The following is a 25,103-nucleotide window of genomic DNA, read 5'->3' on the forward strand; positions in this document are numbered from 1 at the left end:
GCCTTCCCTGGCCGCTTCCACCGGTAACCGGGACCCTCGTGAAAAGCTGCACAAGCTCCGTCCTACGATGGCTCCGTGCCGAATTCGCTGAATCCGTTCGAGCTGATCGCCCGGCGCTGGCAGCCCTCCGCGCGCTTCGTGGAGCGCGCGGCGCTCGCCACCGTGGTGATGGCCGTGGTCATCGTCGTCACCGGGGGCGCGGTGCGGCTGACCGAGTCCGGGCTGGGGTGTGACACCTGGCCCCGGTGCACCTCCGGGAGCCTCACGCCCACCGCCGACATGGGCATCCACGGCGCCATCGAGTTCGGCAACCGGATGCTGACGTACGTGCTGTGCGCGTTCACCGGTCTGCTGATCATCGCCGCCCGGGCCCGTCAGCCGTGGCGCCGCTCCCTCACCCGGCTGGGCTGGGCCCAGTTCTGGCTGATCATGAGCAACGCCATCATCGGCGGCATCATCGTCCTCACCGGCCTGAACCCGTACATCGTCAGCTCGCACTTCCTGCTGGCCACCGCGCTCCTCACGGTCGGGATGGTCGTCTGGCAGCGCTCCCGCGAGGGCGACGGCGCCCCGCGCGACCTGGTGGCCCGTCCGGTGCGCCAGCTGACCTGGCTGCTGGTCGGCGCGACCCTGGCGCTGATCCTGATCGGCACCGTGGTCACCGGCTCCGGTCCGCACGCCGGTGACGCCCGCGAGGTGCACCGGATCCCGCTGAACTGGCAGGAGATCACCCAACTGCACGTGGACTTCGTCTACATCGTGCTGGGCCTCACCGCCGCCCTGTGGTTCACGCTGCGCGCCGTGAAGGCCCCGGAGCCGCTGCGCCGCGCGGTGCGCGACCTGCTGGCCGTGCTGCTCCTCCAGGGCGTGATCGGGTACGTCCAGTACTTCACGGGCCTGCCCGAGGTGGTCGTCGGCATCCACATGTTCGGCTCCTGCCTGGTGTGGATCGCGGTCCTGCGGGTGCTGTTCTCCCAGCGCGAGCGCCCCGCGCTCGCCATCGCCGCGGACCCCGGCCCGACCGGCGACCATGAGGCGGTTCAGCCGGACAGCGCCCCGGCGGACCCGGCCCCGGAGCCCGAGCCCGCCGCGTCCAGCCGGTAGACCCGGCGCGCGGTCCCGGCCGCGACCAGCCCGGCGATCCGCCGGGCCTCCGGCCCCGTACAGATCCCGTCGGCGACCCACTCGGCCACCAGCCGGCCCATCGCCTGGCCGAACAGCCGGGCGGCGGTCACATACAGCTCGGGCAGCGCTCGGGCGCCGGTGGAGAACAGCAGCTTGCCGAACGGCGCCTCGGCCAGCGTCTCCGCCGGGCGCGGCCCCGCGTCCGCGTAGACGTGCGGGAACACCGCGGCGAGCCGGGCCGCCCGGCGGTGATGCGGCCGGTCGGGCAGCAGCACCAGATCGGTGCCGAACCCGGCGGTGGCGCGTAAGAAGCCGACGAGCGGCCGGGGATCGGCGCAGTGCAGCTGCACCGGCAGCCCGGTCGCCACGGCGCTCCACAGCAGATGCTGGGCGAGCACCGGGTCGGGCGCCCGGTCGCGCACCGGGCGTACGGACAGCCGCCGGGCCGCCGCGCGCCGCACCTCGCGCGGGTCGGGCGGGGTCTCGTCGCAGAAGGTGATGCCCAACGCGAAGGCGGTGGCGTGCTGGGCGGCGGCGTACAGGGCCTCGGCGGTGTTGCCGATGAACGCGTCGACCGTCCCCGAGGTGTCCGCGACCTGTTCGGCCAGCGGTTCGAGCCGTACGACCTCGTGCACCCGGCCGTCGGCCGCCGCCGCCAGCTCGGCGGGCGAGGTCAGGTCGCTCGGGGCGCCCGACTCCAGCAGGAACGTGCCGATGCCCGCGCCGCGCAGCAGCAGCCGGGCGGCACGGTAGGCGCCCAGCTCGCGGCGGCGGGCGAGGTAGCGCACCGGCGTGCAGTGCGGCTCCATGCCCAGCAGCGGCGGGCACCAGCGGCGTACGGCGAGGCCGGTGAAGCTGTCGAAATACGTGGTCCCCACCGGCGCCGGGCCCGATCCGGCGGCGGTGGCCAGATGCGTCTCGAACGAGCCGAGGCCCAGCTCGCCGTGGACGATGCCGTGGCCGTGCTGATCGACCAGCGGCGGCAGCGCCACGCCCGGCCCGTCCCGGGGCACCGGGCCGGTCGCGGGCCCCGGGGCGTGTCCGCAGGGCCCCAGGGTGTCCGGGGAACCCGTCGCCTCGTCCATCGCCGCCGCCTCCTCGCCCTCCGGCATCGCAGGGCTTAACGCCCAGATGCCGCACGAGGTGTCGCCGGTCGGCGTCCGGCGGACCGGCCGTATGCGGGCGCGGCCCCATTGTGCCGGTCCCAGGGACGGACTTCGCGGGGTTCAGGTTTTGCGGTGCGCCGGTTCAGGCGTTGCGCGGGCCGCCCAGCTGGATGCCGGCCATCCGCTTCCATTCGTACGGACCCGTGCGGACCTTCGCCGCCAGGTCGCCGTCGAAGTCGTCCTGGAGCGTGAGCCCGGCGATCTCGACGGCGCGGCGGGCCGTGTCCTGACTGGGGGCGACGAGGGTGCCCCATTCACCGTTGGCGCCCACCAGGGCGATCCGGACGGTGCCGCGGCCGATGTGGGCGAGCTGGCCCTCGGCGCTGCCGCCGTGGCTCTTGGCGAAGGCCGTGATCTGGTGGGCGAGCCGCTGGGCCCGCTTCTCGTCCTTCGGGGACGCCTGCGTGGTATCTGCCATACCACCGATGCTACCCGCCGGTAATTACCGCAGGAAGGGGTCCACGGCGACGGCGACGAACAGCAGCGAGACATAGGTGATGGACCAGTGGAACAGCCGCATCTCCTTGAGCTTCGCGCCGGTGATCTCCGCCCGGGCGCGCGCCTGGAGCCCGTGCGCCTCCTTGAGCCAGAACGCGCCCAGCACGGTCGCCACCACCGGGTAGAACCAGCCGGTGTAGCCGAGCGGCCACAGCAGCAGCGAGACGCCGACCATGGCCCAGCTGTAGAGGACGATCTGCCGGGCGACCGCCTTGTTGCCCGCGATGACGGGCAGCATCGGCACGCTCGCCCGCTCGTAGTCGGCCTTGACCTTCATGGACAGCGGCCAGTAGTGCGGCGGGGTCCAGAAGAAGATGACCAGGAAGAGGATCACCGCGGCCCAGGACACCTCATTGGTGACCGACGACCAGCCGATGAGCACCGGCATGCAGCCCGCGATGCCGCCCCACACGATGTTCTGCGAGGTACGCCGCTTGAGCCACATCGTGTAGACGAGGACGTAGAAGGCCAGCGCGCCGAGGGCCAGCATCGAGGACAACGGGTTGACGAAAACCCAGAACCAGGCGGTGGAGGCGACGGCGAGCGAGGAGGCGAAGACCAGGCACTCGCGCGGCGAGACCATGCCGGTGACCAGAGGACGCTGCGACGTGCGGTCCATCATCGCGTCGATGTCGCGGTCGTAATACATGTTGAACGCGGCGGCGCCACCGGCGGACAGATAGCCGCCGACACAGGTCGCGAGGACCAGCCACAGATCCGGGACGCCCTGGGCGGCCAGGAACATGACCGGCACCGTGGTCATCAGCAGCAGTTCGATGACGCGCGGCTTGGTCAGCATCACGAACGCCTTGACCCGGGCCCCGGCCGGCCGGCGGCCCGGAAGCCGCTGACCGAGGCTCGATTCGCTCGTTTCGAGCACCCCCGCAGGACGGGATTCGACGGCCGTCACGCACACCCCTGGTGGAAGCAAGAACCAGCAAGCACCGGAGATGAAGCCCCGGTAAAGACTTGCGCGTACCACGCCACTCTAGACGTAGCGGATACGCCGCCCGCCGCCGGGGTCCGGTCGTGTTGGCACCCCCCGAAAGACCAGCGCGGACGGTCCGCATAACCCCCCGATGACCACGGGAACACCGCCGGAACACCGCTTTCCGTGAGACCCGTAAGGGAACTGGCGAGGGAATGCCGGAACCTTGGGATTCGTTCCCCAGGACGTTGAGTGGAACTCGAAAAGATGACCGTTCTTACAGGGGTAGGCTCGACAGCGCCGGTGTGCACACGGTCACCGGACAGCGACATTGTGGAGAGGAGCCCTGACTCAGGGTGAGCACGAAGCCGACTACCACAGACCTCGAATGGACCGATCTGGACCAGCGGGCCGTTGACACCGCCCGCGTCCTGGCCATGGACTCCGTACAGAAGGTCGGTAACGGCCACCCTGGCACGGCCATGAGTCTCGCGCCCGCCGCCTACCTTCTCTTCCAGAAGCTCATGCGGCACGACCCCTCCGACGCGGGCTGGGCGGGCCGCGACCGGTTCGTCCTCTCCCCCGGGCACACCAGCCTGACCCTCTACGTCCAGCTCTACCTGGCGGGCTTCGGCCTGGAGCTGGACGACCTCAAGTCGTTCCGCACCTGGGGCAGCCTCACCCCGGGCCACCCGGAGCACGGCCACACCACCGGTGTGGAGACCACCACCGGGCCGCTCGGCCAGGGCATCGCGAACGCGGTGGGCATGGCGATGGCCGCCCGCTACGAGCGTGGACTGTTCGACCCCGAGGCGCCCGAGGGCGCCTCTCCGTTCGACCACACCATCTGGGCGATCGTCTCCGACGGCGACCTGGAGGAGGGCATCTCCGCCGAGGCGTCCTCGCTGGCCGGCCACCAGAAGCTGGGCAACATCGTCGCCCTCTACGACGACAACCACATCTCCATCGAGGGCGACACCGCCACCGCGCTGTCCGAGGACGTGCTGAAGCGGTACGAGGCGTACGGCTGGCACGTCCAGCGCATCGAGCAGGCGGCCAGCGGCGACTTCGACATCGAGCAGCTGTACGCGGCGCTCAAGGCGGCGCAGGCCGAGACCGAGCGCCCCTCGATCATCGCCGCCCGCACGATCATCGCCTGGCCCGCGCCGAACGCGCAGAACACCGAGGCCTCCCACGGCTCCGCGCTCGGCGCCGACGAGGTCGCCGCCACCAAGCGGGTCCTGGGCTTCGACCCCGAGCAGCACTTCCAGGTCGACACCGAGGTCATCAACCACACCCGCGGCCTGGTCGACCGCGCCCGCGAGGCGCACGCCGCCTGGGACAAGAAGCTCCAGGAGTGGCGCAACAACAACCCCGAGCGCGCCGCCCGGTTCGACCGCGTCACCGCCGGTGAGCTGCCGGACGGCTGGGAGAGCGCGCTGCCGGTCTTCGAGGCGGGCAAGGACGTCGCCACCCGCAAGGCGTCCGGTCAGGTGCTCAAGGCGCTCGGCGGAGTGATCCCGGAGCTGTGGGGCGGCTCGGCCGACCTCGCGGGCTCCAACAACACCACCATCGACGCGTCCTCGTCCTTCCTCCCGAAGGGCAACCCGCTGCCGGAGGCCGACCCGTACGGGCGGACGATCCACTTCGGCATCCGCGAGCACGCCATGGGCTCGACCATGAACGGCATCGCGCTGCACGGCAACACCCGTGTCTACGGCGGCACGTTCCTCGTCTTCTCCGACTACATGCGCCCGGCCGTGCGGCTGGCCGCGCTGATGAAGCTGCCGGTCACCTACGTGTGGACGCACGACTCCATCGGCCTCGGCGAGGACGGCCCCACCCACCAGCCGGTCGAGCACCTGTCCGCGCTGCGCGCCATCCCGGGCCTGAACATCGTGCGCCCGGCCGACGCCAACGAGACCGCCATCGCCTGGCGCGAGATCACCCGCCGCCACAACGACAAGCCGGCCCCGCACGGCCTCGCGCTCACCCGGCAGAACGTGCCGACGTACGAGGCGAACGAGGACGCCGCCAAGGGCGGTTACGTCCTGTTCGAGGCCGAGGGCGGCCAGCCGCAGGTGATCCTGATCGGCACCGGCTCCGAGGTCCAGCTCGCCGTCGAGGCGCGTGAGCAGCTGCAGGCCGCCGGTGTGCCCACCCGTGTCGTCTCGATGCCCTCGATCGAGTGGTTCGAAGAGCAGGACAAGGGGTACCGCGACAGCGTGCTGCCGCCGTCCGTGAAGGCGCGCGTGGCCGTCGAGGCCGGTATCGGCCTCACGTGGTACCGCTACGTCGGCGAGGCCGGCCGCATCGTCTCGCTGGAGCACTTCGGCGCCTCCGCCGACTACAAGGTGCTCTACCGGGAGTTCGGTCTGACCACCGACGCCGTGGTCACCGCCGCCCGCGAGTCCCTGGACGCCGCCGGGCAGTGACGCCCGCATCCGACTTGAACAGCGACGAGCAACAGGAGACACACCCCATGACAGACGCACTCAAGCGGCTGGCCGACGAAGGCGTCGCGATCTGGCTCGACGACCTCTCCCGGAAGCGGATCACCTCCGGCAATCTCGCCGAACTGATCGACCAGCAGCACGTCGTCGGCGTCACCACCAACCCGTCGATCTTCCAGAAGGCGATCTCCGGCGGCGACGGTTACGAGCAGCAGCTCACCGATCTCGCGGCCCGCAAGGTCACCGTCGAGGAAGCCGTCCGGATGATCACCACCGCGGACGTCCGGGACGCCGCCGACATCCTGCGCCCGGTCCACGACGCGACCGGCGGCCAGGACGGCCGGGTCTCCATCGAGGTCGACCCGCGGCTGGCCCACAACACGAGGGCCACCATCGCCGAGGCCAAGCAGCTCGCCTGGCTGGTGGACCGCCCGAACACCTTCATCAAGATCCCGGCCACCCAGGCGGGCCTTCCGGCGATCACCGAGGTGATCGGCCTGGGCATCAGCGTCAACGTCACGCTGATCTTCTCCCTGGAGCGCTACCGCGCGGTCATGGACGCCTACCTGGCCGGTCTGGAGAAGGCCAAGGCGGCCGGTCTCGACATCTCCAAGATCCACTCGGTGGCGTCCTTCTTCGTGTCCCGGGTGGACACCGAGATCGACAAGCGCATCGACAAGCAGGGCACCGACGAGGCCAAGGCGCTGCGCGGCAAGGCCGCCATCGCCAACGCCCGGCTGGCCTTCCAGGCCTACGAGGAGGTCTTCAGCTCCGACCGCTGGGCCGCCCTGGACCGCGGATCCGCCAACAAGCAGCGTCCGCTGTGGGCCTCGACCGGCGTCAAGGACCCGGCCTACAAGGACACCCAGTACGTCGACGAGCTGGTCGCCCCGGGCACCGTCAACACGATGCCGGAAGCCACCCTCGAGGCGGTCGCCGACCACGGCGAGATCAAGGGCAACACCGTGGCCGGTGGCTACGAGCAGGCCAAGGCCGACATCGAGGCACTGGCCTCCATCGGCATCTCGTACGACGAGGTCGTACAGCTTCTGGAGGACGAGGGCGTCGAGAAGTTCGAGACGTCCTGGAACGACCTGCTGAAGTCCACTGAGGCGGAGCTGAACCGCCTCGCACCGTCGGAGGCGTGAAACCTTGACCACCAGCAGCAATCCGCTGCGTGACCCGAAGGACCGGCGGCTTCCGCGCATCGCGGGGCCGTCCGGCCTGGTCATCTTCGGGGTCACGGGTGACCTGTCCCGCAAGAAGCTGATGCCCGCCGTCTACGACCTGGCCAACCGCGGCCTGCTGCCACCGGGCTTCTCGCTCGTCGGCTTCGCCCGCCGCGACTGGGAGCACGAGGACTTCGCCCAGGTCGTCCACGACGCGGTGAAGGAACACGCGCGGACCCCGTTCCGCGAGGAGGTCTGGCAGCAGCTCGCCGAGGGATTCCGCTTCGTACCCGGGGAATTCTCCGACGATGAGGCGTTCGCCAAGCTGAAGGCGACCATAGAGGAGCTGGACAAGGCCCGCGGCACCGGCGGAAACTTCGCCTTCTACCTCTCCGTGCCGCCCAAGTTCTTCCCCAACGTGGTGCAGCAGCTCAAGAAGCACGGGCTGTCCGACGGGCAGAACCACTCCTGGCGGCGCGCCGTCATCGAGAAGCCCTTCGGCCACGACCTGAAGAGCGCCCAGGAGCTGAACCAGGTCGTCCACGAGGTCTTCCGGCCCAGCGACGTCTTCCGGATCGACCACTACCTGGGCAAGGAGACGGTCCAGAACATCCTGGCGCTGCGCTTCGCCAACACCATGTTCGAGCCGCTGTGGAACCGTAGTTACGTCGACCACGTACAGATCACCATGGCCGAGGACATCGGCATCGGCGGCCGCGCCGGCTACTACGACGGCATCGGCGCCGCCCGTGACGTCATCCAGAACCACCTGCTCCAGCTGCTCGCCCTGACCGCCATGGAGGAGCCCGCCTCCTTCGACGCCAAGGCGCTGGTCACCGAGAAGCTGAAGGTCCTCACCGCCGTCAAGCTGCCGCGCGAACTGGGCAAGCACACCGTGCGCGGCCAGTACGCGCACGGCTGGCAGGGCGGCGAGGAGGTGCGCGGCTACCTCGAAGAAGACGGCATCGACTCGCAGTCCAAGACCGACACCTACGCCGCGGTCAAGCTGGAGATCGACAACCGCCGCTGGGCGGGCGTCCCCTTCTACCTGCGCACGGGCAAGCGGCTGGGGCGCCGGGTCACCGAGATCGCCGTCGTCTTCCAGCGCGCCCCGCACTCCCCCTTCGACGCCACCGACACCCAGGAGCTGGGGCAGAACGCCCTGGTCATCCGGGTGCAGCCGGACGAGGGCGTCACCATCCGGTTCGGCTCCAAGGTGCCCGGCACCTCCATGGAGATCCGCGACGTGACGATGGACTTCCAGTACGGCGAGTCCTTCACCGAGTCCAGCCCCGAGGCGTACGAGCGGCTGCTGCTCGACGTCCTGCTGGGCGACGCGAACCTCTTCCCGCGCCACCAGGAGGTGGAGGAGTCCTGGCGGATCCTCGACCCGATCGAGGAGTACTGGGAGAAGCACGGGAAGCCCGAGCAGTACACGGCCGGAACCTGGGGGCCGAAGGCCGCGGACGAGATGCTCGCACGAGACGGACGGAGCTGGCGGCGGCCATGAACATCGATCTCACGGACACCACGTCCAGCCGGATCAACTCCGCTCTGGTCCAGGCACGCCGGGCCACCGGCACTCCGGCCGTGGGCATGGTGCTCACCCTCGTCATCGTCACCGACGAGGGCAACCACTACGACGCGCTGAAGGCCGCGAGCGAGGCGTCCAAGGAGCACCCCTCGCGCATCCTGGTCGTCATCAAGCGGCCGGGCCGCTCGCCGCGCGACCGCAAGATGGCCCGGATGGACGCCGAGGTCCGGGTCGGCGGCGAGACCGGCACCGGTGAGACGGTCCTGCTGCGGCTCCACGGCGAACTGGCCAACCACGCCTACTCGGTGGTTCTGCCGCTGCTGCTGCCGGACGCCCCGGTCGTGGTGTGGTGGCCCGAGGACGCCCCGGAGCACCCCGCCAAGGACCTGCTGGGGCAGCTGGCCCAGCGTCGCATCACCGATGCCCAGGCCACCGAGGACCCGGTCGCCACCCTGGGCCTGCGGGCCGAGACCTACACCCCGGGCGACACCGACCTGGCGTGGACCCGGATCACCCCGTGGCGCAGTGTGCTGGCGGCAGCGCTGGACCAGAAGCACTCGAAGATCACCTCCGCGGTCGTCGAGGGCGAGGCGTACAACCCGAGCAGCGAACTGCTCTCGCTGTGGCTCGCCGAGCGGCTGCGGGTCCCGGTCGACCGGCAGATCTCCGAGGGACCGGGGCTGACCGCGGTGCGGCTGGAGACGGCCGACGGCGTGATCTGCCTGGACCGGGCCGACGGCGCGCTGGCCGAGCTGGCGATGCCGGGCCAGCCGGACCGGCACGTCGCGCTGCAGCGGCGGGAGATGTCGGAGCTGATCGCCGAGGAGCTGCGCCGGCTCGACCCGGACGAGATGTACGCGATCTCGGTGAAGTTCGGCGTGAACAAGCTGAACGGCGGCGGTGCGGCCCGGCACGACCCGGCCCCCGCCGGGGCCGCGGAGGCCACCTCGTCCGGCGGCGGCACGGCCACCGCGACCGCCGAGAGGCCGCGCGAGGCGCCGGCGCCGCCCCGGCCGCCGCTGCCGACGCGCGACCCGGGCACGGCTCCGTCCCCGACGAACACCCCCGCCCCGCCGCAGGCCCCGCCGGCTCCGAAGCCCTCGGACCTGAAGCCGGGCGGCAAGCCGGAGGGAAAGCCCGGCGGGAGTGGCGGAAACGGCGGAAAGGCGGACAAGTGACCGCCCCGCAGGTCGTCGTCCACCGCGACAAGGAGCTGATGGCCCAGGCGGCCGCGGCCCGGCTGATCACGAAGATCGTCGACGCCCAGGCCGCCCGGGGCTCCGCCTCCGTCGTGCTGACCGGCGGCCGCAACGGCAACGGCCTGCTGGCGGCCCTCGCCACGTCCCCGGCGCGCGACGCCGTGGACTGGTCCCGGCTGGACCTGTGGTGGGGCGACGAGCGGTTCCTGCCGGAGGGCCACCCCGACCGCAACGTCACCCAGGCCCGGGAGGCGCTGCTGGACGCGGTGGATCTGGACCCGGCGCGGGTGCATCCCATGCCCGCGTCCGACGGCCCGTACGGCGGCGATGTGGAGGCCGCGGCGGAGGCGTACGGCATCGAGCTGGGCCGCGCCGCACGGCCGGAGAACCACGGCGCGGCACCGTCCTTCGACGTCATGCTGCTGGGCGTCGGCCCGGACACCCATGTGGCCTCGCTCTTCCCCGAGCTGCCCGCCGTCCGGGAGACCGAGCGGACGGTGGTCGCGGTGCGCGGCGCGCCCAAGCCGCCGCCCACCCGGGTCTCGCTGACCTTGCCCGCGATCCGCGCGGCGCGGGAGGTGTGGCTGCTGGCCGCCGGTGAGGACAAGGCGAAGGCGGTGACCATCGCCCTGTCGGGGGCCGGGGAGATCCAGGCCCCGGCGGCGGGCGCGTACGGCCGCAGCCGCACGCTGTGGCTGCTGGACCGGGCGGCGGCGAGCGGTCTGCCGCGCGAGCTGTACCCACCGGCCTCGCCGTAGGCGCTGTCCGGCGGCGATCCCCCGTGCGCTCGGGTGCGCACGGGGGATCGCCGCTTTTCAGGGCTGCCTCAGTGCCTCGGTGCCTCAGTGGCTCAGCGGCCGCGCAGCGAGCGGTACGTGGCGACGAGACGGGCCGTCGAGGCGTCGAGCCCCGGCACCTCGGCGCCCTCGGTCAGCGCGGGCTCGACCCGCTTGGCCAGCACCTTGCCCAGCTCGACGCCCCACTGGTCGAACGAGTCGATGTTCCAGATGGCGCCCTGGACGAACACCTTGTGCTCATAGAGCGCGATCAGCTGGCCGAGCACGGACGGGCTCAGCTCGGCGGCCAGGATGGTGGTGGTGGGGCGGTTGCCCTGGAAGGTCTTGTGCGGCACCAGCTCCGGGGCCGTGCCCTCGGCGGCGACCTCTTCCGGGGTCTTGCCGAACGCCAGCGCCTGCCCCTGGGCGAAGAGGTTGGCCATCAGCAGATCGTGCTGGGCGACCAGCTCGGGCCGCAGGTCGTCCACCGGCTTGGCGAAGCCGATCAGATCGGCCGGGATCAGCTTGGTGCCCTGGTGGAGCAGCTGGTAGTAGGCGTGCTGGCCGTTGGTGCCGGGGGTGCCCCAGACCACCGGGCCGGTCTGCCAGCCGACCGGATGGCCTTCCCGGTCCACCGACTTGCCGTTGGACTCCATGTCCAGCTGCTGGAGGTAGGCGGTGAACTTGGACAGGTAGTGGCTGTAGGGCAGGACGGCGTGCGCCTGGGCGTCGTGGAAGTCGCCGTACCAGACGCCCAGCAGACCGAGCAGCAGCGGTACGTTCCGCTCCGGCGGGGCGGTGGTGAAGTGCTCGTCCACCAGATGGAATCCGGCCAGCATCTCGCGGAAGCAGTCCGGGCCGATGGCGACCATCAGGGAGAGGCCGATCGCCGAGTCGTAGGAATACCGCCCGCCGACCCAGTCCCAGAACTCGAACATGTTGTCCGTGTTGATGCCGAACTCGGAGACCTTCTCCGCGTTGGTCGAGACCGCCACGAAGTGCTTCGCGACGGCCTCCTCACCGGCCCCGAGCCCGCTCAGCAGCCATGCGCGGGCGGAGACGGCGTTGGTGATGGTCTCGATGGTGGTGAAGGTCTTGGAGGCGACGATGAACAGCGTCTCCGCCGGGTCCAGGTCGCGCACCGCCTCGTGGAGATCGGCGCCGTCCACATTGGAGACGAAGCGGAAGACCAGCTCGCGGTCGGTGTAGGCGCGCAGCGCCTCGTACGCCATGGCCGGGCCCAGGTCGGAGCCGCCGATGCCGATGTTGACGATGTTCTTGATGGGCTTGCCGGTGTGGCCGTGCCAGTCCCGGGCCCGGATGCGGTCCGCGAACACGCTCATCTTGGTGAGGACCGCGTGCACCTCGGGGACGACGTCCTCGCCGTCCACCGTGATGACCGCCGAGTGGGGCGCGCGCAGCGCGGTGTGGAGCACCGCGCGGTCCTCGGTCGTGTTGATCTTCTCGCCGCGGAACATCGCGTCCCGCAGCGCGGCCACTCCGGTAGCCCCTGCCAGCTCCCGCAGCAACCGCAGCGTCTCGTCCGTCACCAGGTGCTTGGAGTAGTCGACGTGGAGATCGCCGACCTGGAGCGTGAGCCTGCTCGCGCGCTCGGGGTCGTTCGCGAACAGCTCGCGCAGATGCGCGTCGCCCAGCGCCTTGCGGTGCTCGGCCAGTGCGTTCCACTCCGGCAGCTGATCGAGCCTGGTGCGGCCTTCTGCGTTCATCTCGGACATCAGCCCACTTCTCATCGGTGCCTGGCCCCCGTTGTCCACCAACTTAATTGACGGTAGCCCGCGGCACTGACAACGGCCCGGCCGGGCACCCCCGTAGGGTGCCCGGCCGGGCCGTCGTCACGCGCTGTCGCTGGGGTCCGAGCCGTGATCCGGCTCAGATCTCGCCACGGAGCTTGGCGAGCGCCTCGGCGAGGATCGCCTCGCCGTCGGCGTCGCTGCGCCGCTCCCGCACATAGGCGAGGTGGGTCTTGTACGGCTCGGTGCGGGGCGGGTCCGGCGGGTTGTCCCGGTCCTTGCCGGCCGGGAAGCCACAGCGGGGGCAGTCCCACGTGTCCGGGATCTGCGCGTCGCTGGCAAAGCTCGGCACGGTCTCGTGCCCGTTCGAGCACCAGAAGGAGATGCGCAGGCGCGGCGCCGATTCGCCTCGCTCGGCTTCTCCCATCGGCCCCGCTCCGACCCGACTTCCACGGATCGCGTTGCCACTTGCCACGGTCGTAACTCCCTGCGTGATGGTGCCGCGAAGCATCGAAATGGCGGCCCCGCTGCCCGGCGCCCCAGTCTACGAAAGGCCCAACGCGCGTCCATCGACAGGAGTTACACCCGCCCTTGAGGACGCCACCCCCATGATAGGCCGCGAATCGGCCGCACTGACGACGGTACGTCAGTTATCGGGCCGGAATCGGGCCTCGACAGCATCTCGGTCGAACGTCAGTCGAGCTTCATCAACAACCCGAGCACGACGATGACGACGAACCACAGCAACCCGACCACGATGGTGATGCGGTCCAGGTTGCGCTCAGCGACCGAGGAGCCACCGACGGAGGACTGCATTCCGCCACCGAACATGTCGGACAGACCCCCGCCCTTCCCCTTGTGCATGAGCACCAGCATCATCATCAAAAGGCTCAAGATGATGAGGGCGATCGAAAACCCCATGATCACAGCTGGACCAACTCTCTCGGGCTCGTTACGGACGGTTTATTACGGGAGACGGGGGCCGGGGAGGCACGAAACGCGCCACCACGACCCCCGACAGAGTACGACGAGGCTCGGCTCAGGGCCTACTCACTGGTCGCGGAAACGAACGATCTTGACGAATTCGTCGGCGTCCAGCGCCGCGCCGCCGATCAGGGCGCCGTCCACGTCCGGCTGCGCCATGATCGCCGCCACGTTCCCGGACTTCACCGAGCCGCCGTACTGGATCCGGACCTTGTCGGCCAGCTCCTGGCTGTACAGCTCGGCCAGCCGGGCGCGGATGGCCCCGCAGACCTCCTGGGCGTCCTCGGGGGTGGCGACCTCGCCGGTGCCGATCGCCCAGACCGGCTCGTACGCGATCACGATGGTCTCGGCCTGCTCGGCCGGGACGTCCTTGAGGGCCCCGTCCACCTGCGCGAGGGTGTGCGCGACCTGGTTGCCCGCCTTGCGGACGTCCAGGCCCTCGCCCACGCACAGGATGGGGGTGAGGTCGTTCCGGAAGGCCGCCTTGACCTTGCCGTTGCAGATCTCGTCGGTCTCGGCGTGGTACTGGCGGCGCTCCGAGTGGCCGATGGTCACATAGGTGCACTTCAGCTTGGAGAGCATCGGCCCGGAGATCTCGCCGGTGTACGCGCCGGAGTCGTGCGCGGAGAGGTCCTGGGCGCCGTATTTGATCTTCAGCTTGTCGCCGTCGACCAGGGTCTGCACCGACCGCAGATCGGTGAAGGGCGGCAGAACCGCGACCTCGACGGCCTCGTAGTCCTTGTCGGCGAGCGCGAAGGCGAGCTTCTGGACGTGGGCGATGGCCTCGAGGTGGTTGAGGTTCATCTTCCAGTTGCCCGCCATCAGCGGGGTGCGGTCACTCACGGTGGTTCAGTCCTCCAGTGCGGCGAGGCCGGGGAGCGTCTTGCCCTCGAGGTATTCGAGGCTTGCACCGCCGCCGGTCGAGATATGGCCGAAAGCGGACTCGTCGAAGCCCAGGATGCGGACGGCCGCGGCGGAGTCGCCGCCGCCCACCACGGTGAAGGCCGGGCTGTCGAGGAGCGCCTGGGCCACGGCCTTGGTGCCGTCGGCGTAGTCGGGGTGCTCGAAGACGCCCATCGGGCCGTTCCAGAAGACGGTGGCCGTGTCGGCGAGCTTCGAGGCGTACAGCTTGCGGGTGTCCGGACCGATGTCCAGCCCCTCCAGATCGGCCGGGATGGCGTCCGCGGAGACGACCTGCGGATGCGCCGGGGCCTTGGTCTTGAGGTCCGGGAAGCCGTCCGCCGCGAGGACGTCGACCGGCAGCACGAACTCCACGCCGCGCTCCTCCGCCCGCCGCAGGTAGTCCCGGACGACCGGAACCTGGTCCTCCTGGAGCAGCGACTTGCCGACCTCGTGGCCCTGGGCCTTGAGGAAGGTGTACGCCATGCCGCCGCCGATCAGGATGCGGTCGGCCTTCTCCAGCAGGTGGTCGATGACGCCGAGCTTGTCGGAGACCTTGGCGCCGCCGAGGACCACCGCGTACGGCCGCTGGACGTCCTCGGTGAGCTTCTTCAGGACGCCGACCTCGGTGGCGATCAGACCGCCCGCGGCGTGCGGCAGCCGCGCCGGGAGGTCGTACACGGAGGCGTGCTTGCGGTGCACCGCGCCGAAGCCGTCGCCCACGTAGAGGTCGGCGAGGGCGGCGAGCCGATCGGCGAACGCGCCTCGCTCGGCGTCGTCCTTGCTCGTCTCACCGGCGTTGAAGCGCAGGTTCTCCAGCAGCGCGACCTCGCCGGCGGCGAGCCCGTCGACGGCGGCCCGGGCGCTGTCGTCCACGGTGTCCGTGGCGAACGCGACCTGCTTGCCGAGGAGTTCGCCGAGCCGCTTGGCGACCGGGGCGAGCGAGAACCGCGGGTCGGGCTCGCCCTTGGGGCGGCCGAGGTGCGAGGCGACGACCACCTTGGCGCCCCGCTCCAGGAGCGTGGCGATGGTCGGCGCGACGGCGCGGATCCGGCCGTCGTCGGTGATCGTCTCGCCGTCGAGCGGGACATTGAGGTCGGCGCGGACGAAGACCCGCTTCCCGTCGACCTGGAGATCGTCAATCGTCTTCACAGAGTGACTCCTTGATCATGGCACGGGGCCCGTTACGACGTGTGCCGTAGCGGGCCCCGTTCCTCGCTCATTGCGGCAGGTTCAGAGCTTGCCGCCGACGAAGACGGTCAGGTCGACGAGGCGGTTGGAGTAGCCCCACTCGTTGTCGTACCAGCCGACGACCTTGACCTGCTTGCCCTGGACCATGGTCAGGGAGGAGTCGAAGGTGCAGGACGCCGGCCAGTTGACGATGTCCGAGGAGACGATCGGGTCCTCGGTGTACTCCAGGACGCCCTTGAGCTGGCCCTCGGCGGCCTTCTGGAAGGCGGTGTTGACCTCGTCCTTGGTGACCTCGCGGTCCAGCTCCAGCACCAGGTCGGTGACCGAGCCGGTCGGGACCGGGACGCGCATCGCGATGCCGTCCAGCTTGCCCTTCAGCTGCGGCAGGACCAGCGCGGTGGCCTTGGCGGCACCGGTGGAGGTCGGGATGATGTTCTCCGCGGCGGCGCGGGCGCGGCGCAGGTCCTTGTGCGGGAAGTCCAGGATGCGCTGGTCGTTGGTGTACGCGTGGACCGTCGTCATCATGCCCTTGACGATGCCGAAGCTCTCGTCGAGGACCTTGGCCATCGGCGCCACACAGTTGGTGGTGCAGGAGGCGTTGGAGATGACGTGGTGCTGGTCCGCGTCGTACTTGTCGTTGTTGACGCCCATCACGATCGTGATGTCCTCGTCCTTGGCGGGCGCGGAGATCAGGACCTTCTTGGCGCCCGCGGCCAGGTGCTTGGCCGCGTCGTCACGCTTGGTGAAGATGCCGGTGGACTCGACGACGATGTCGGCCCCCAGCTCTCCCCACGGAAGGGCGGCCGGGTCACGCTCGGCCATGGTCTTGAAGGTCTGGTTGCCCACCGTGATGGTGTCCTCGGTGTGGCTGACCTCGTGCTTCAGCCGTCCGAGGATGGTGTCGTACTTCAGCAGGTGCACCAGGGTGGCATTGTCGGTCAGGTCGTTGACACCGACGATCTCGATGTCCGCGCCCTGCTCCAGGAGCGCGCGGAAATAGTTGCGACCGATGCGGCCAAAGCCGTTGATGCCTACGCGGATCGTCACGAACCGATCTCCTCGTTGGTGTGCCGGTCTGGACGCCGGCGAGCTGTATGGGATGTCCCCGACCGCCTCCGACCCTACCGCTATCACGGAACGTCCGTGACATTGGCGTCGGTGGCCCAAAGACCCCCGGAAAGGGGCATGGGCCACCGATTGAGTCACGATTCGTCACCCTCTGTCAACGGCGCAGGGCACGCAGCGCGCCCCCCACGAGCTTCGCGCGCTGGGCGGCGTCGCGAACGTGTTCCAGGCCGAAGCCGAGCAGCACGGTGTCCCGGGTGGTGACCGCGGCCACGGCCCGGAACAGCTCCTTGGACCGCGTCCAGTCCGCCGCGTTGCCGGGGCTGCCCTCCGGCGGGCCCGGCACCGACCAGGGGCCGAGCGCGGTCTCGAAGCCCTCGCCGTCCCGCGTGTCGCCGCCGATGACGAGCGCGGTGCCGTCGACGAACGCGCCGCGGCCGCCGGAGCTGGCGTCGGTGACGTAGGAAAGGGCCAGTTCGACCTTCTTGCCCGCGTAGCGGCTGAGGTCCAGGGAGACCGGCCGCCAGCCGCCGGAGGAGCCCGTGAAGCTGTTCCAGGCGCCCGTGCCGCCGTTCGCCCGGCAGCCGTCGTCGGCGGCGGTCAGGTAGTGCTTCAGGAACGGGTGCATGGTCAGCAGGAAGCCCGCCTCGCATTCGGCCGGGACCCGGTCCGAACTGCCGCCGTTCGCGTCGGGCAGCGTGGTCCAGTCGTCCGCGCCCGCGGTGTGCGCCTCCGCGATCACATGGTCGTAGCCGGGCTCGGTGTCGTAGCTGAGCCGGAAGGTCAGGCCCGGCTTGTCCGCGGCGCTCACCCCGGTCAGGTCGACGGTGCGGGACAGCCGCATCCAGGAGCTGTTCCGGTGGACGGCGGCGGCCATCCACTCGCCTTCGTAGGGCTGGTACGGGGAGCGTGCGCCGGAGTACGCGCCCGCGCCCGCGCTGTCGAACTGCGGGAAGTCCTTCGGCGGCAGCACCTCGGAGGTCACGGTGTACGCGCCCGCGGCGTCCAGGGGGTTGCCGGGCGCGTCGCCGAGCGCCGCGGAGGCGCCGTCGAGCGCCCCGCCGCCCTGGTACGCGGGCGGCGACTGCACCGTGATGCGGCCGTCGGCGCCCAGGTAGTACTGGCTGAAGTCATCGGTGTCGGCCGGGCCGACCACCGAGCTGCCGCCCGCCTGCTCACCGGTGGTGATCAGCTTGCCGCCCTCGTTGAGGAAGTCGCGCACCGCGAGCAGGGTGGCGCCGCCGGGCTTCCCGGCGCCGGTGTACCAGAGCACGGTCCTGAAGTGACCGAGCACCCCGAGCGCGGACGGCGCTCCCCTGGTCGCGACGTCCCAGACGGCCGCCTTGACGCCGTTCCGGGCGAGTGCGCCGGTGTACACGGCGGTGTGCCGGGCCGGGGCGTCGCCGCCCTCCTCGGCGATCACCAGGGTGTCGGCGCGGGGCCGCTCGGCGACGGTGTAGGTGAACGGCTCGCTCGCCGTCCGCGCGCCGCCCTTCGTACGGCCGGTGAACCAGACCTTCACCGTGTCGCCGGGGTCCGCGCCCCTGACCGCGGCCCGGTACTGGTCGAAGCGGAGGTTGTCCTCGCCGCCGTAGGTCTCGCCGCCCTTCCAGGGCCGCAGGGACGCGGTGTGGGTCCGGCCGCCGTTCACCCGGTAGTCGAGCCGCTTGCCGCGCACGCTCTTGCGGGCGGTGACGGCGACGTCCTGGGCGGCGCCGCGGGCGTAGGAGGTGGTGAAGGCGTCCGGGGTGAAGTCCGGCGCGGTCATGCCGACCGACGACGACGGCTGGTCGGGGTGCCGGGCGGTCTCGGCGACGGAGAGCGCGAAGGGGATGTTCTTGGCGAACTCCTGCTGGATCAGCTTCTCGTCGTCCGGGAACGTGAAGACGGACGCGCAGTCGCGCGGCTGCCAAGCGTCGTCGGGGTCGGCATTGGACGCGGTCTGACAGGTCGACATCTCCGGGGTGAACATCATCATCCCGTTGACGTTGGCCGCGTGGCCGTCGGCCTCGCCGTTGGTGGTGTACAGCTCCGAGGACACCTGAGGGTGGTAGCCGGGGATCGCGGAGTGCTCGGGGGTGCCGGCGAGCGCCTCGTAGAGCACGTCGTCCGGGGTGGGGGTGGCGACCTGCCAGCCGACGCCGTAGAGCAGCAGTTCGGCGGCCGAGTGGTAGTTGATGCCGTATGAGAAGCCGATGCGCTTTTCGAAGCGGTCCAGCGCCTTGGTCTCGGGCTCGGAGCCCGGGGCGGGGCCGCGGTAGGTCTCGTCGGCCGGGTCGGCGGACGAGCCCTCGTTGTCGTAGCCCCACTTGTAGGGGAAGTTGCGGTTGGGGTCGACGCCGTCGCCCGGGGTGATCCTGCCGTCGCCGTTGTTGTCCCGCAGGTTCTTGCGCCACTGCCGGGTCTCGGGCCCCTTGAAGGTGTAGTCGTACCCGTCCGGATTGGCCGAGAGGACGAACCACAGCTCGGTGCGGTCCACGATCCGGGTGACGCGGTCGTCCTTTCCGTAGCGGTCCAGGTAGTAGTGCATCAGCCGCCGGGTCATCTCCGGGGTGATCCACTCACGGGCGTGCTGGTTGGACATGTACAGCACCGACGGCTTGCTGCCGTCGCGGCTCTTGGCGGCGCCCTTGGTGAGCTTGAGCGCGAGGATGTCCTTGCCCTGGGTGGTCTTGCCGATGCTGACCACCTTGGTGAGACCGGGGTGGGCCCGGCCGGTTTCGACGATCTCCCGCTGGAGCCCTCCGTCGCCGCTGTACGGGCGGAAGACACCGTCGCCCGCGGCCGCGACGCGGCCCAGGGCCGCCGGCGAGAGCTTCTTCTCGGTGAGCGTGACGCCCTGGCCGCGCAGGACGGCGGCCTGAGTGCCGGTCAGATACAGCTCGACCGCGCGGGTGCCCTTACCGGGCACCCGCCTGCCGAGTTCCGTCCCGTCCACGCCCGCCCTCAGCAGCAGCGGGACCTGGTCCCGGGTGACCTGGGCGGTCCATACGGACAGCGCCTCGCCGACGGTGCCGGGCGCCGGTCGTGCGTGGGCGGCGGGTGTGGCGGCCAGTCCCCCCAGTAACAGCGCGCTCGCCGCGAGGATCGATCTCGCCGTGCGTCTCTTCATGAGCCCCCCTGACTGTCGTTCCGACGTGTGGGTGCGCCGACGCATAAGCCTCATGTCGGCCCATGACCATGTCAACACCGGCTCGCGGTGATGATCCGGCAATGTGACCATCTGTACGCACCGCGCCCCCGGCTCCGCACGGGGAACCGGGGGCGTGGGGTGCGCGGGACGCGGCGGCCGGTCAGCCGACCATGCCCTCGGCCATCTCGTCGGTCAGGGTCGACTCCGTACCCGGGATGCCCAGGTCCTGGGCCCGCTTGTCGGCCATGGCGAGCAGTCTGCGGATACGGCCGGCGACGGCGTCCTTGGTCAGCGGCGGGTCGGCCAGCGCGCCCAGCTCCTCCAGGGAGGCCTGCTTGTGCTCCATGCGCAGCCGCCCGGCCGCGGCCAGGTGCTCGGGCACCTCCTCGCCCAGGATCTCCAGCGCGCGCTGCACCCGCGCGCCCGCGGCGACGGCGGCCCGGGCCGAGCGGCGCAGATTGGCGTCGTCGAAGTTGGCCAGCCGGTTGGCGGTGGCCCGCACCTCGCGGCGCATCCGCCGCTCCTCCCAGGCGAGCACCGACTCGTGCGCCCCCAGCCGCGTCAACAGCGCGCCGATGGCATCACCGTCCCGGACGACGACCCGGTCCACTCCGCGCACCTCGCGCGCCTTCGCGGCGATCTGCAGTCGGCGGGCGGCCCCGACCAGCGCCAGCGCGGCCTCCGGACCGGGGCAGGTCACCTCCAGGGAGGACGAGCGGCCGGGCTCGGTGAGCGAGCCGTGGGCGAGGAAGGCCCCGCGCCAGGCGGCCTCGGCGTCACAGGTGGCACCGGAGACGACCTGCGGCGGCAGCCCGCGGATCGGCCGGCCGCGGCCGTCGACCAGACCGGTCTGGCGGGCCAGCTGATCACCGCCCGCCACCACCCGCACCACGTACCGACTGCCGCGGCGCAAGCCCCCGGGGGCCATCACCACCAGATCGGAGGAGTGCCCGAAGATCTCCAGGATGTCCTTGCGGACCCTGCGGGCCGCGATGCCCGTATCCAGCTCCGCCTCGATCACGATGCGCCCGCTCACCAGGTGCAGGCCGCCCGCGAACCGCAGGATCGCCGAGACCTCCGCTTTCCGGCAGCAGGTGCGGGTGACGGGGAGCCGGGAGATTTCGTCCTTCACCGCTGCCGTCATCGCCATGGGCCGATCCTTCCATGCATCCGAAAAATACGGTCGTACGCGGCCGCCAGTAGCTCCGGGTCGTGCTTCGGGGAACCGTCGGTCGCGGCCACCGGCGCCAGCTCGACCGTGCCGCCCAGTCGCTTCGCGGCATCGCACAGACTGCTCTGGTCGGGGACGGCGGCCTCGTCGGCCAGCACCACGTCGAAGGCGAGTTTAGGGGCGTGTCGGGCCAAAACCTCCAAATGACGCTGCGGGGAGAAGCCATCGGTTTCGCCGGGCTGCGGCGCGAGATTCAGCGAGAGCACCCGACGGGCCTTGGTGTCGGTGAGCGCCCGCAGCAGATCGGGCACCAGGAGGTGCGGGATGACGGAGGAGAACCAGGACCCGGGGCCCAGCACCACCCAGTCCGCGTCCATCACCGCCTCGACCGCCTCGGGGACCGCCGGCGGGTCGTTCGGCACCAGGTGCACCGACTGCACCTCGCCGGGGGTGAGGGCGACGGTGGCCTGCCCGGCGACCGTCGACACCTCGTCCGGGCGCGCCGGGTCATGGCCCTTGACGTACGCCTGCAGCTCCAGCGGCACCGCCGACATCGGCAGCACCCGGCCGTGCGCGCCCAGCAGCTTGCCGACCAGGTCGAGCGCGGCCACATGGTCGCCCAGCTGCTCCCAGAGGGCGACGATCAGCACATTGCCGACGGCGTGTCCGTGCAGCTCCCCCTCGCTGATGAAACGGTGCTGGATGACCCGGGCCCACGTCTGGCCCCAGTCGTCGTCGCCGCACAGGGCCGCCAGCGCCTTGCGCAGATCGCCGGGCGGCAGCACCCCCAGCTCGTCGCGCAGCCGCCCGCTGGAGCCGCCGTCGTCGGCCACCGTGACCACGGCGGTCAGATCACCGGTGATCCGGCGCAGCGCGGCGAGCGAGGCGGACAGGCCCATGCCGCCGCCGAGCGCGACCACCTTGGGCTGGGCGCTGCGGCCCGTACGGGGCCCGACGAGCCGCCGCAGCCGCCCGTTACGGATCGTCACTCGCGCCCCATGTCACGGTGGACGATGACGGTCTCGACCCCTTCGGCGCCGAGCCGGGCGGCCAGCCGCTCGGACATCGCGACGCTGCGGTGCTTACCGCCGGTGCAGCCGACGGCGATCGTCACATAGCGCTTGCCCTCGCGGCGGTAGCCCGCGGCGATCAGCTGCAGCAGCTCGGCGTAGCGGTCCAGGAACTCCTTGGCGCCGGGCTGGTTGAAGACATAGCCCGACACCTCCTCGTTGAGCCCGGTGAACGGGCGCAGCTCGGGGACCCAGTGCGGATTGGGCAGGAAGCGGCAGTCCACCACCAGGTCGGCGTCGACGGGCAGCCCGTACTTGTAGCCGAAGGACATGACGGTGGCGCGCAGCTCCGGCTCCTCCTCACCGGCGAACTGGGCGTCCATCTTGGCGCGCAGCTCGTGCACGTTGAGGCTGGAGGTGTCGATCACCAGGTCGGCGTCGCCGCGCAGCTCGCGCAGCAGATCGCGCTCGGCCGCGATGCCGTCGACGATCCGCCCGTCGCCCTGCAGCGGGTGCGGGCGGCGCACGGACTCGAAGCGGCGCACCAGGGCCTCGTCGGACGCCTCCAGGAACAGCACGCGCCGCTTGACGTTCTTGGCGGCCAGGTCCGCGAGGGATTCGCGGAGGTTGTCGAAGAAGCGGCGGCCGCGGACGTCCACCACCACCGCGATGCGGGCCACGTTGCCCTGGGAGCGGGCGCCGAGGTCCACCATGGTGGGGATCAGCGCGGGCGGCAGATTGTCCACCACGAACCAGCCGAGGTCCTCCAGACATTTGGCGGCGGTACTGCGGCCCGCGCCGGACATGCCAGAGATGATCACCAGCTCGGGAATGGCTGCCGCCTCGGCGGACTCTCCCGTCGTGCCCGTATTCACCTGCGCTCCGTCTCCGTGGATCTCGTGCTCTGTCATGATCTCGTCCCCCGGTTCGCGGACGGCGCCGACGCTGCGGCCTCGTCCTCAATGATCTCTCCTGTGGCGGTGTTCACCGCGGGGGCGGCCGGAGCCGCCCCGGCGAGCGCCGCCGCGACGGTCTCGGCCGTCTTCCGGCCCACGCCCGGCACCTCGCATATCTGCTCGACCGTGGCGGCGCGCAACCGCTTGACGGAGCCGAAGTGCTTGAGCAGGGCCTGCTTACGGCTGTCGCCGAGGCCGGGTACGGAGTCCAGCGGCCCGGTCTTCATCGACTTGGCGCGCTTGCTGCGCTGGTAGGTGATGGCGAACCGGTGGGCCTCGTCGCGGACCCGCTGCAGCAGATACAGCCCCTCGCTGCTGCGGGGCAGCACCACCGGGTCGTCGTCGCCGGGCAGCCAGACCTCCTCCAGCCGCTTGGCGAGGCCGCAGACGGCCACGTCGTCGACGCCCAGCTCGTCCAGCGCCCGCTTGGCGGCGGCGACCTGCGGCTGTCCGCCGTCGACCACGACGAGCTGGGGCGGATACGCGAACCGCTTGGGCCTTCCGTCGTCGTCGAGGGGATTGCCGCCGCCCTCCACGGCCTCGTCGGGCTCGCCGGGGGGCTGCGGGGCGGCCTCGCCGGGGGCCTGCAGGGCGGGCTCGCCGGGGGCCTGCGGGGCGGGCTCGCCGGGCACCTCCTGGGCGGGCTCCACGGTCTCCTCCCACTCCCCCATCTTCTGCTTCTCCTGCAGATAGCGGCGGAAGCGGCGGCCGACGACCTCGTGCATGGAGCGGACGTCGTCCTGCCCCGCGAAGCTCTTGATCTGGAAGCGGCGGTACTCGCTCTTCCGTGCCAGCCCGTCTTCAAAGACCACCATGGACGCCACCACGTCATCGCCCTGGAGATGGGAGATGTCGAAGCACTCGATGCGCAGCGGCGCCGAGTCCAGGCCGAGGGCCTCGGCGATCTCCTCCAGCGCGCGCGAGCGGGTGGTGAGGTCGGAGGCGCGCCTGGTCTTGTGCAGCGCGAGCGCCTGCTGGGCGTTGCGCTGGACCGTCGCCATCAGGTCCTTCTTGTCGCCGCGCTGCGGGATGCGCAGATCGACCCGGGAGCCCCGGCGCTCGCTGAGCCACTGGGTGACCGGCTCGGCCGGGTCCGGTACGGCGGGCACCAGGACCTCCTTGGGCACGGCGTCGCCCCGCTCCTCCCCGTACAGCTGCTGCAGGGCGTGCTCGACCAGATCGGCCGTGTCGACGGCCTCGACCTTGTCGGTGACCCAGCCGCGCTGGCCGCGCACCCGGCCGCCGCGGACGTGGAAGATCTGGACGGCGGCCTCCAGCTCGTCCTCGGCGACCGCTATCAAGTCGGCATCGGTCGCGTCGGCGAGGACGACCGCGTTCTTCTCCATGGCGCGCTTGAGCGCCCCTATGTCGTCGCGCAGCCGGGCGGCCCGCTCGTACTCCATCTCCTCCGCGGCCTCCCGCATCCGCTGTTCGAGGCGGCGGATGTAGGTGCCGGTGCGACCGGCCATGAAGTCGCAGAACTCGTCGGCGAGTTCGCGGTGCTCCTCGGCGCTGACCCGGCCGACGCAGGGGGCCGAGCACTTGCCGATGTAGCCGAGCAGACAGGGGCGGCCGATCTGGGCGGAGCGCTTGAACACCCCGGCGGAGCAGGTGCGCACGGGGAAGACCCGCAGCATCAGGTCGACGGTCTCGCGGATCGCCCAGGCGTGTGCGTACGGACCGAAGTAGCGCACGCCCTTCTTCTTGGGGCCGCGCATGACCTGGACCCGGGGGAACTCCTCGCCCAGGGTCACGGCGAGCGACGGATAGCTCTTGTCGTCGCGGTACTTGACGTTGAACCGGGGATCGAACTCCTTGATCCACGAATACTCGAGCTGCAGCGCCTCCACCTCGGTCGAGACCACGGTCCACTCGACGGCGGCGGCCGTGGTGACCATGGTCCGGGTGCGCGGGTGAAGGTTTGCCAGGTCCTGGAAGTACGACGAGAGCCGCTGGCGCAGGCTCTTCGCCTTTCCGACGTAGATCACCCGGCCGTGCTCGTCACGGAACTTGTAGACCCCCGGCGACTCGGGGATCTGTCCCGGCTTGGGGCGGTAGCTGCTCGGGTCGGCCATGGTCACCACCCTACTGGCG

General features: G+C 70.8%; 20 protein-coding genes. 6 read left to right on the forward strand and 14 right to left on the reverse strand.

Translation table 11 applies throughout. From position 1 onward, the window contains the following. The first annotated feature begins 75 nt into the window (after positions 1-75). Positions 76-1,104, forward strand: coding sequence for a COX15/CtaA family protein (locus ABZ562_RS24315; protein ID WP_361483373.1), 1,029 nt, complete (start codon positions 76-78; stop codon positions 1,102-1,104). Here ABZ562_RS24315 and ABZ562_RS24320 read toward each other — a convergent pair. The 3 genes from ABZ562_RS24320 to ABZ562_RS24330 all read right to left on the reverse strand — a co-directional run bounded on the left by ABZ562_RS24320 (position 1,041) and on the right by ABZ562_RS24330 (position 3,699). Next, positions 1,041-2,210, reverse strand: a complete 1,170-nt coding sequence (locus ABZ562_RS24320; protein WP_361483375.1) for an amidohydrolase — start codon at positions 2,208-2,210, stop codon at positions 1,041-1,043. The genes ABZ562_RS24315 and ABZ562_RS24320 overlap by 64 nt on opposite strands. Before the next feature lie 163 nt (positions 2,211-2,373). Further along, positions 2,374-2,709 (reverse strand): hypothetical protein, encoded by a 336-nt coding sequence (locus ABZ562_RS24325; RefSeq protein WP_361483378.1) that lies wholly within the window; start codon positions 2,707-2,709, stop codon positions 2,374-2,376. Positions 2,710-2,733: 24 nt separating this feature from the next. Continuing rightward, on the reverse strand, positions 2,734-3,699 hold the full coding sequence (locus tag ABZ562_RS24330) for a heme o synthase (protein WP_361483381.1): 966 nt from the start codon (positions 3,697-3,699) through the stop codon (positions 2,734-2,736). A 374-nt stretch (positions 3,700-4,073) separates the two neighbouring features. Here ABZ562_RS24330 and tkt point away from each other — a divergent pair, with 374 nt between their 5' ends. From tkt to pgl, 5 genes are read left to right on the forward strand one after another with little or no spacing between them, the layout of a single operon-like run. After that, the gene (gene tkt, locus ABZ562_RS24335) at positions 4,074-6,152 is read left to right on the forward strand and encodes a transketolase (RefSeq protein WP_361483384.1); all 2,079 of its coding nucleotides are present in this window, start codon (positions 4,074-4,076) and stop codon (positions 6,150-6,152) included. A gap of 47 nt (positions 6,153-6,199) precedes the next feature. Continuing rightward, positions 6,200-7,318, forward strand: a complete 1,119-nt coding sequence (gene tal, locus ABZ562_RS24340; RefSeq protein WP_361483387.1) for a transaldolase — start codon at positions 6,200-6,202, stop codon at positions 7,316-7,318. 4 nt (positions 7,319-7,322) lie between these two features. Next, on the forward strand, positions 7,323-8,849 hold the full coding sequence (gene zwf, locus ABZ562_RS24345; RefSeq protein ID WP_361483390.1) for a glucose-6-phosphate dehydrogenase: 1,527 nt from the start codon (positions 7,323-7,325) through the stop codon (positions 8,847-8,849). After that, positions 8,846-10,051, forward strand: coding sequence for a glucose-6-phosphate dehydrogenase assembly protein OpcA (gene opcA / locus ABZ562_RS24350; protein ID WP_361483393.1), 1,206 nt, complete (start codon positions 8,846-8,848; stop codon positions 10,049-10,051). Before zwf ends, opcA begins: the two co-directional genes overlap by 4 nt. Beyond that, a complete protein-coding gene (pgl, locus tag ABZ562_RS24355; protein ID WP_361483396.1) occupies positions 10,048-10,830 on the forward strand; it encodes a 6-phosphogluconolactonase in 783 nt (260 codons plus the stop codon). The genes opcA and pgl overlap by 4 nt, the downstream gene beginning before the upstream one ends. Positions 10,831-10,922: 92 nt before the next feature. Here pgl and pgi read toward each other — a convergent pair whose 3' ends face one another. From pgi to uvrC, 11 genes are all read right to left on the reverse strand, one after another. Then, positions 10,923-12,575 (reverse strand): glucose-6-phosphate isomerase, encoded by a 1,653-nt coding sequence (gene pgi / locus ABZ562_RS24360; protein WP_361483443.1) that lies wholly within the window; start codon positions 12,573-12,575, stop codon positions 10,923-10,925. A gap of 163 nt (positions 12,576-12,738) precedes the next feature. Next, entirely contained in the window at positions 12,739-13,074 is a 336-nt protein-coding gene (locus ABZ562_RS24365) for an RNA polymerase-binding protein RbpA (protein WP_009718803.1), read from the reverse strand. Between the two features lie 218 nt (positions 13,075-13,292). Further along, entirely contained in the window at positions 13,293-13,520 is a 228-nt protein-coding gene (secG, locus tag ABZ562_RS24370) for a preprotein translocase subunit SecG (protein WP_039942143.1), read from the reverse strand. A 129-nt stretch (positions 13,521-13,649) separates the two neighbouring features. Further along, positions 13,650-14,426 carry a triose-phosphate isomerase gene (gene tpiA / locus ABZ562_RS24375; protein WP_361483399.1) on the reverse strand — a complete coding sequence of 259 codons (777 nt, stop codon included), beginning with the start codon at positions 14,424-14,426 and terminating at the stop codon, positions 13,650-13,652. 6 nt (positions 14,427-14,432) lie between these two features. Beyond that, positions 14,433-15,635, reverse strand: a complete 1,203-nt coding sequence (locus tag ABZ562_RS24380; protein WP_361483402.1) for a phosphoglycerate kinase — start codon at positions 15,633-15,635, stop codon at positions 14,433-14,435. Positions 15,636-15,716: 81 nt separating this feature from the next. Then, positions 15,717-16,721 (reverse strand): type I glyceraldehyde-3-phosphate dehydrogenase, encoded by a 1,005-nt coding sequence (gene gap / locus ABZ562_RS24385; protein ID WP_055554271.1) that lies wholly within the window; start codon positions 16,719-16,721, stop codon positions 15,717-15,719. Between the two features lie 175 nt (positions 16,722-16,896). Then, positions 16,897-19,851: a M14 family zinc carboxypeptidase gene (locus ABZ562_RS24390; RefSeq protein ID WP_361483405.1), complete on the reverse strand. Its 2,955-nt coding sequence runs from the start codon at positions 19,849-19,851 to the stop codon at positions 16,897-16,899. 181 nt (positions 19,852-20,032) lie between these two features. Continuing rightward, positions 20,033-21,022: a DNA-binding protein WhiA gene (gene whiA, locus ABZ562_RS24395; protein ID WP_055554275.1), complete on the reverse strand. Its 990-nt coding sequence runs from the start codon at positions 21,020-21,022 to the stop codon at positions 20,033-20,035. Continuing rightward, the gene (yvcK, locus tag ABZ562_RS24400) at positions 21,013-22,032 is read right to left on the reverse strand and encodes a uridine diphosphate-N-acetylglucosamine-binding protein YvcK (protein WP_361483408.1); all 1,020 of its coding nucleotides are present in this window, start codon (positions 22,030-22,032) and stop codon (positions 21,013-21,015) included. The genes whiA and yvcK overlap by 10 nt, the downstream gene beginning before the upstream one ends. Further along, entirely contained in the window at positions 22,029-22,964 is a 936-nt protein-coding gene (gene rapZ / locus ABZ562_RS24405; protein WP_199831033.1) for an RNase adapter RapZ, read from the reverse strand. The genes yvcK and rapZ overlap by 4 nt, the downstream gene beginning before the upstream one ends. Continuing rightward, positions 22,961-25,084, reverse strand: a complete 2,124-nt coding sequence (gene uvrC / locus ABZ562_RS24410) for an excinuclease ABC subunit UvrC (protein WP_361483411.1) — start codon at positions 25,082-25,084, stop codon at positions 22,961-22,963. Before uvrC ends, rapZ begins: the two co-directional genes overlap by 4 nt. Positions 25,085-25,103: the final 19 nt, after the last annotated feature.

The organism is Streptomyces sp. NPDC019937 (genome assembly GCF_040631655.1).
Taxonomy (GTDB): domain Bacteria; phylum Actinomycetota; class Actinomycetes; order Streptomycetales; family Streptomycetaceae; genus Streptomyces.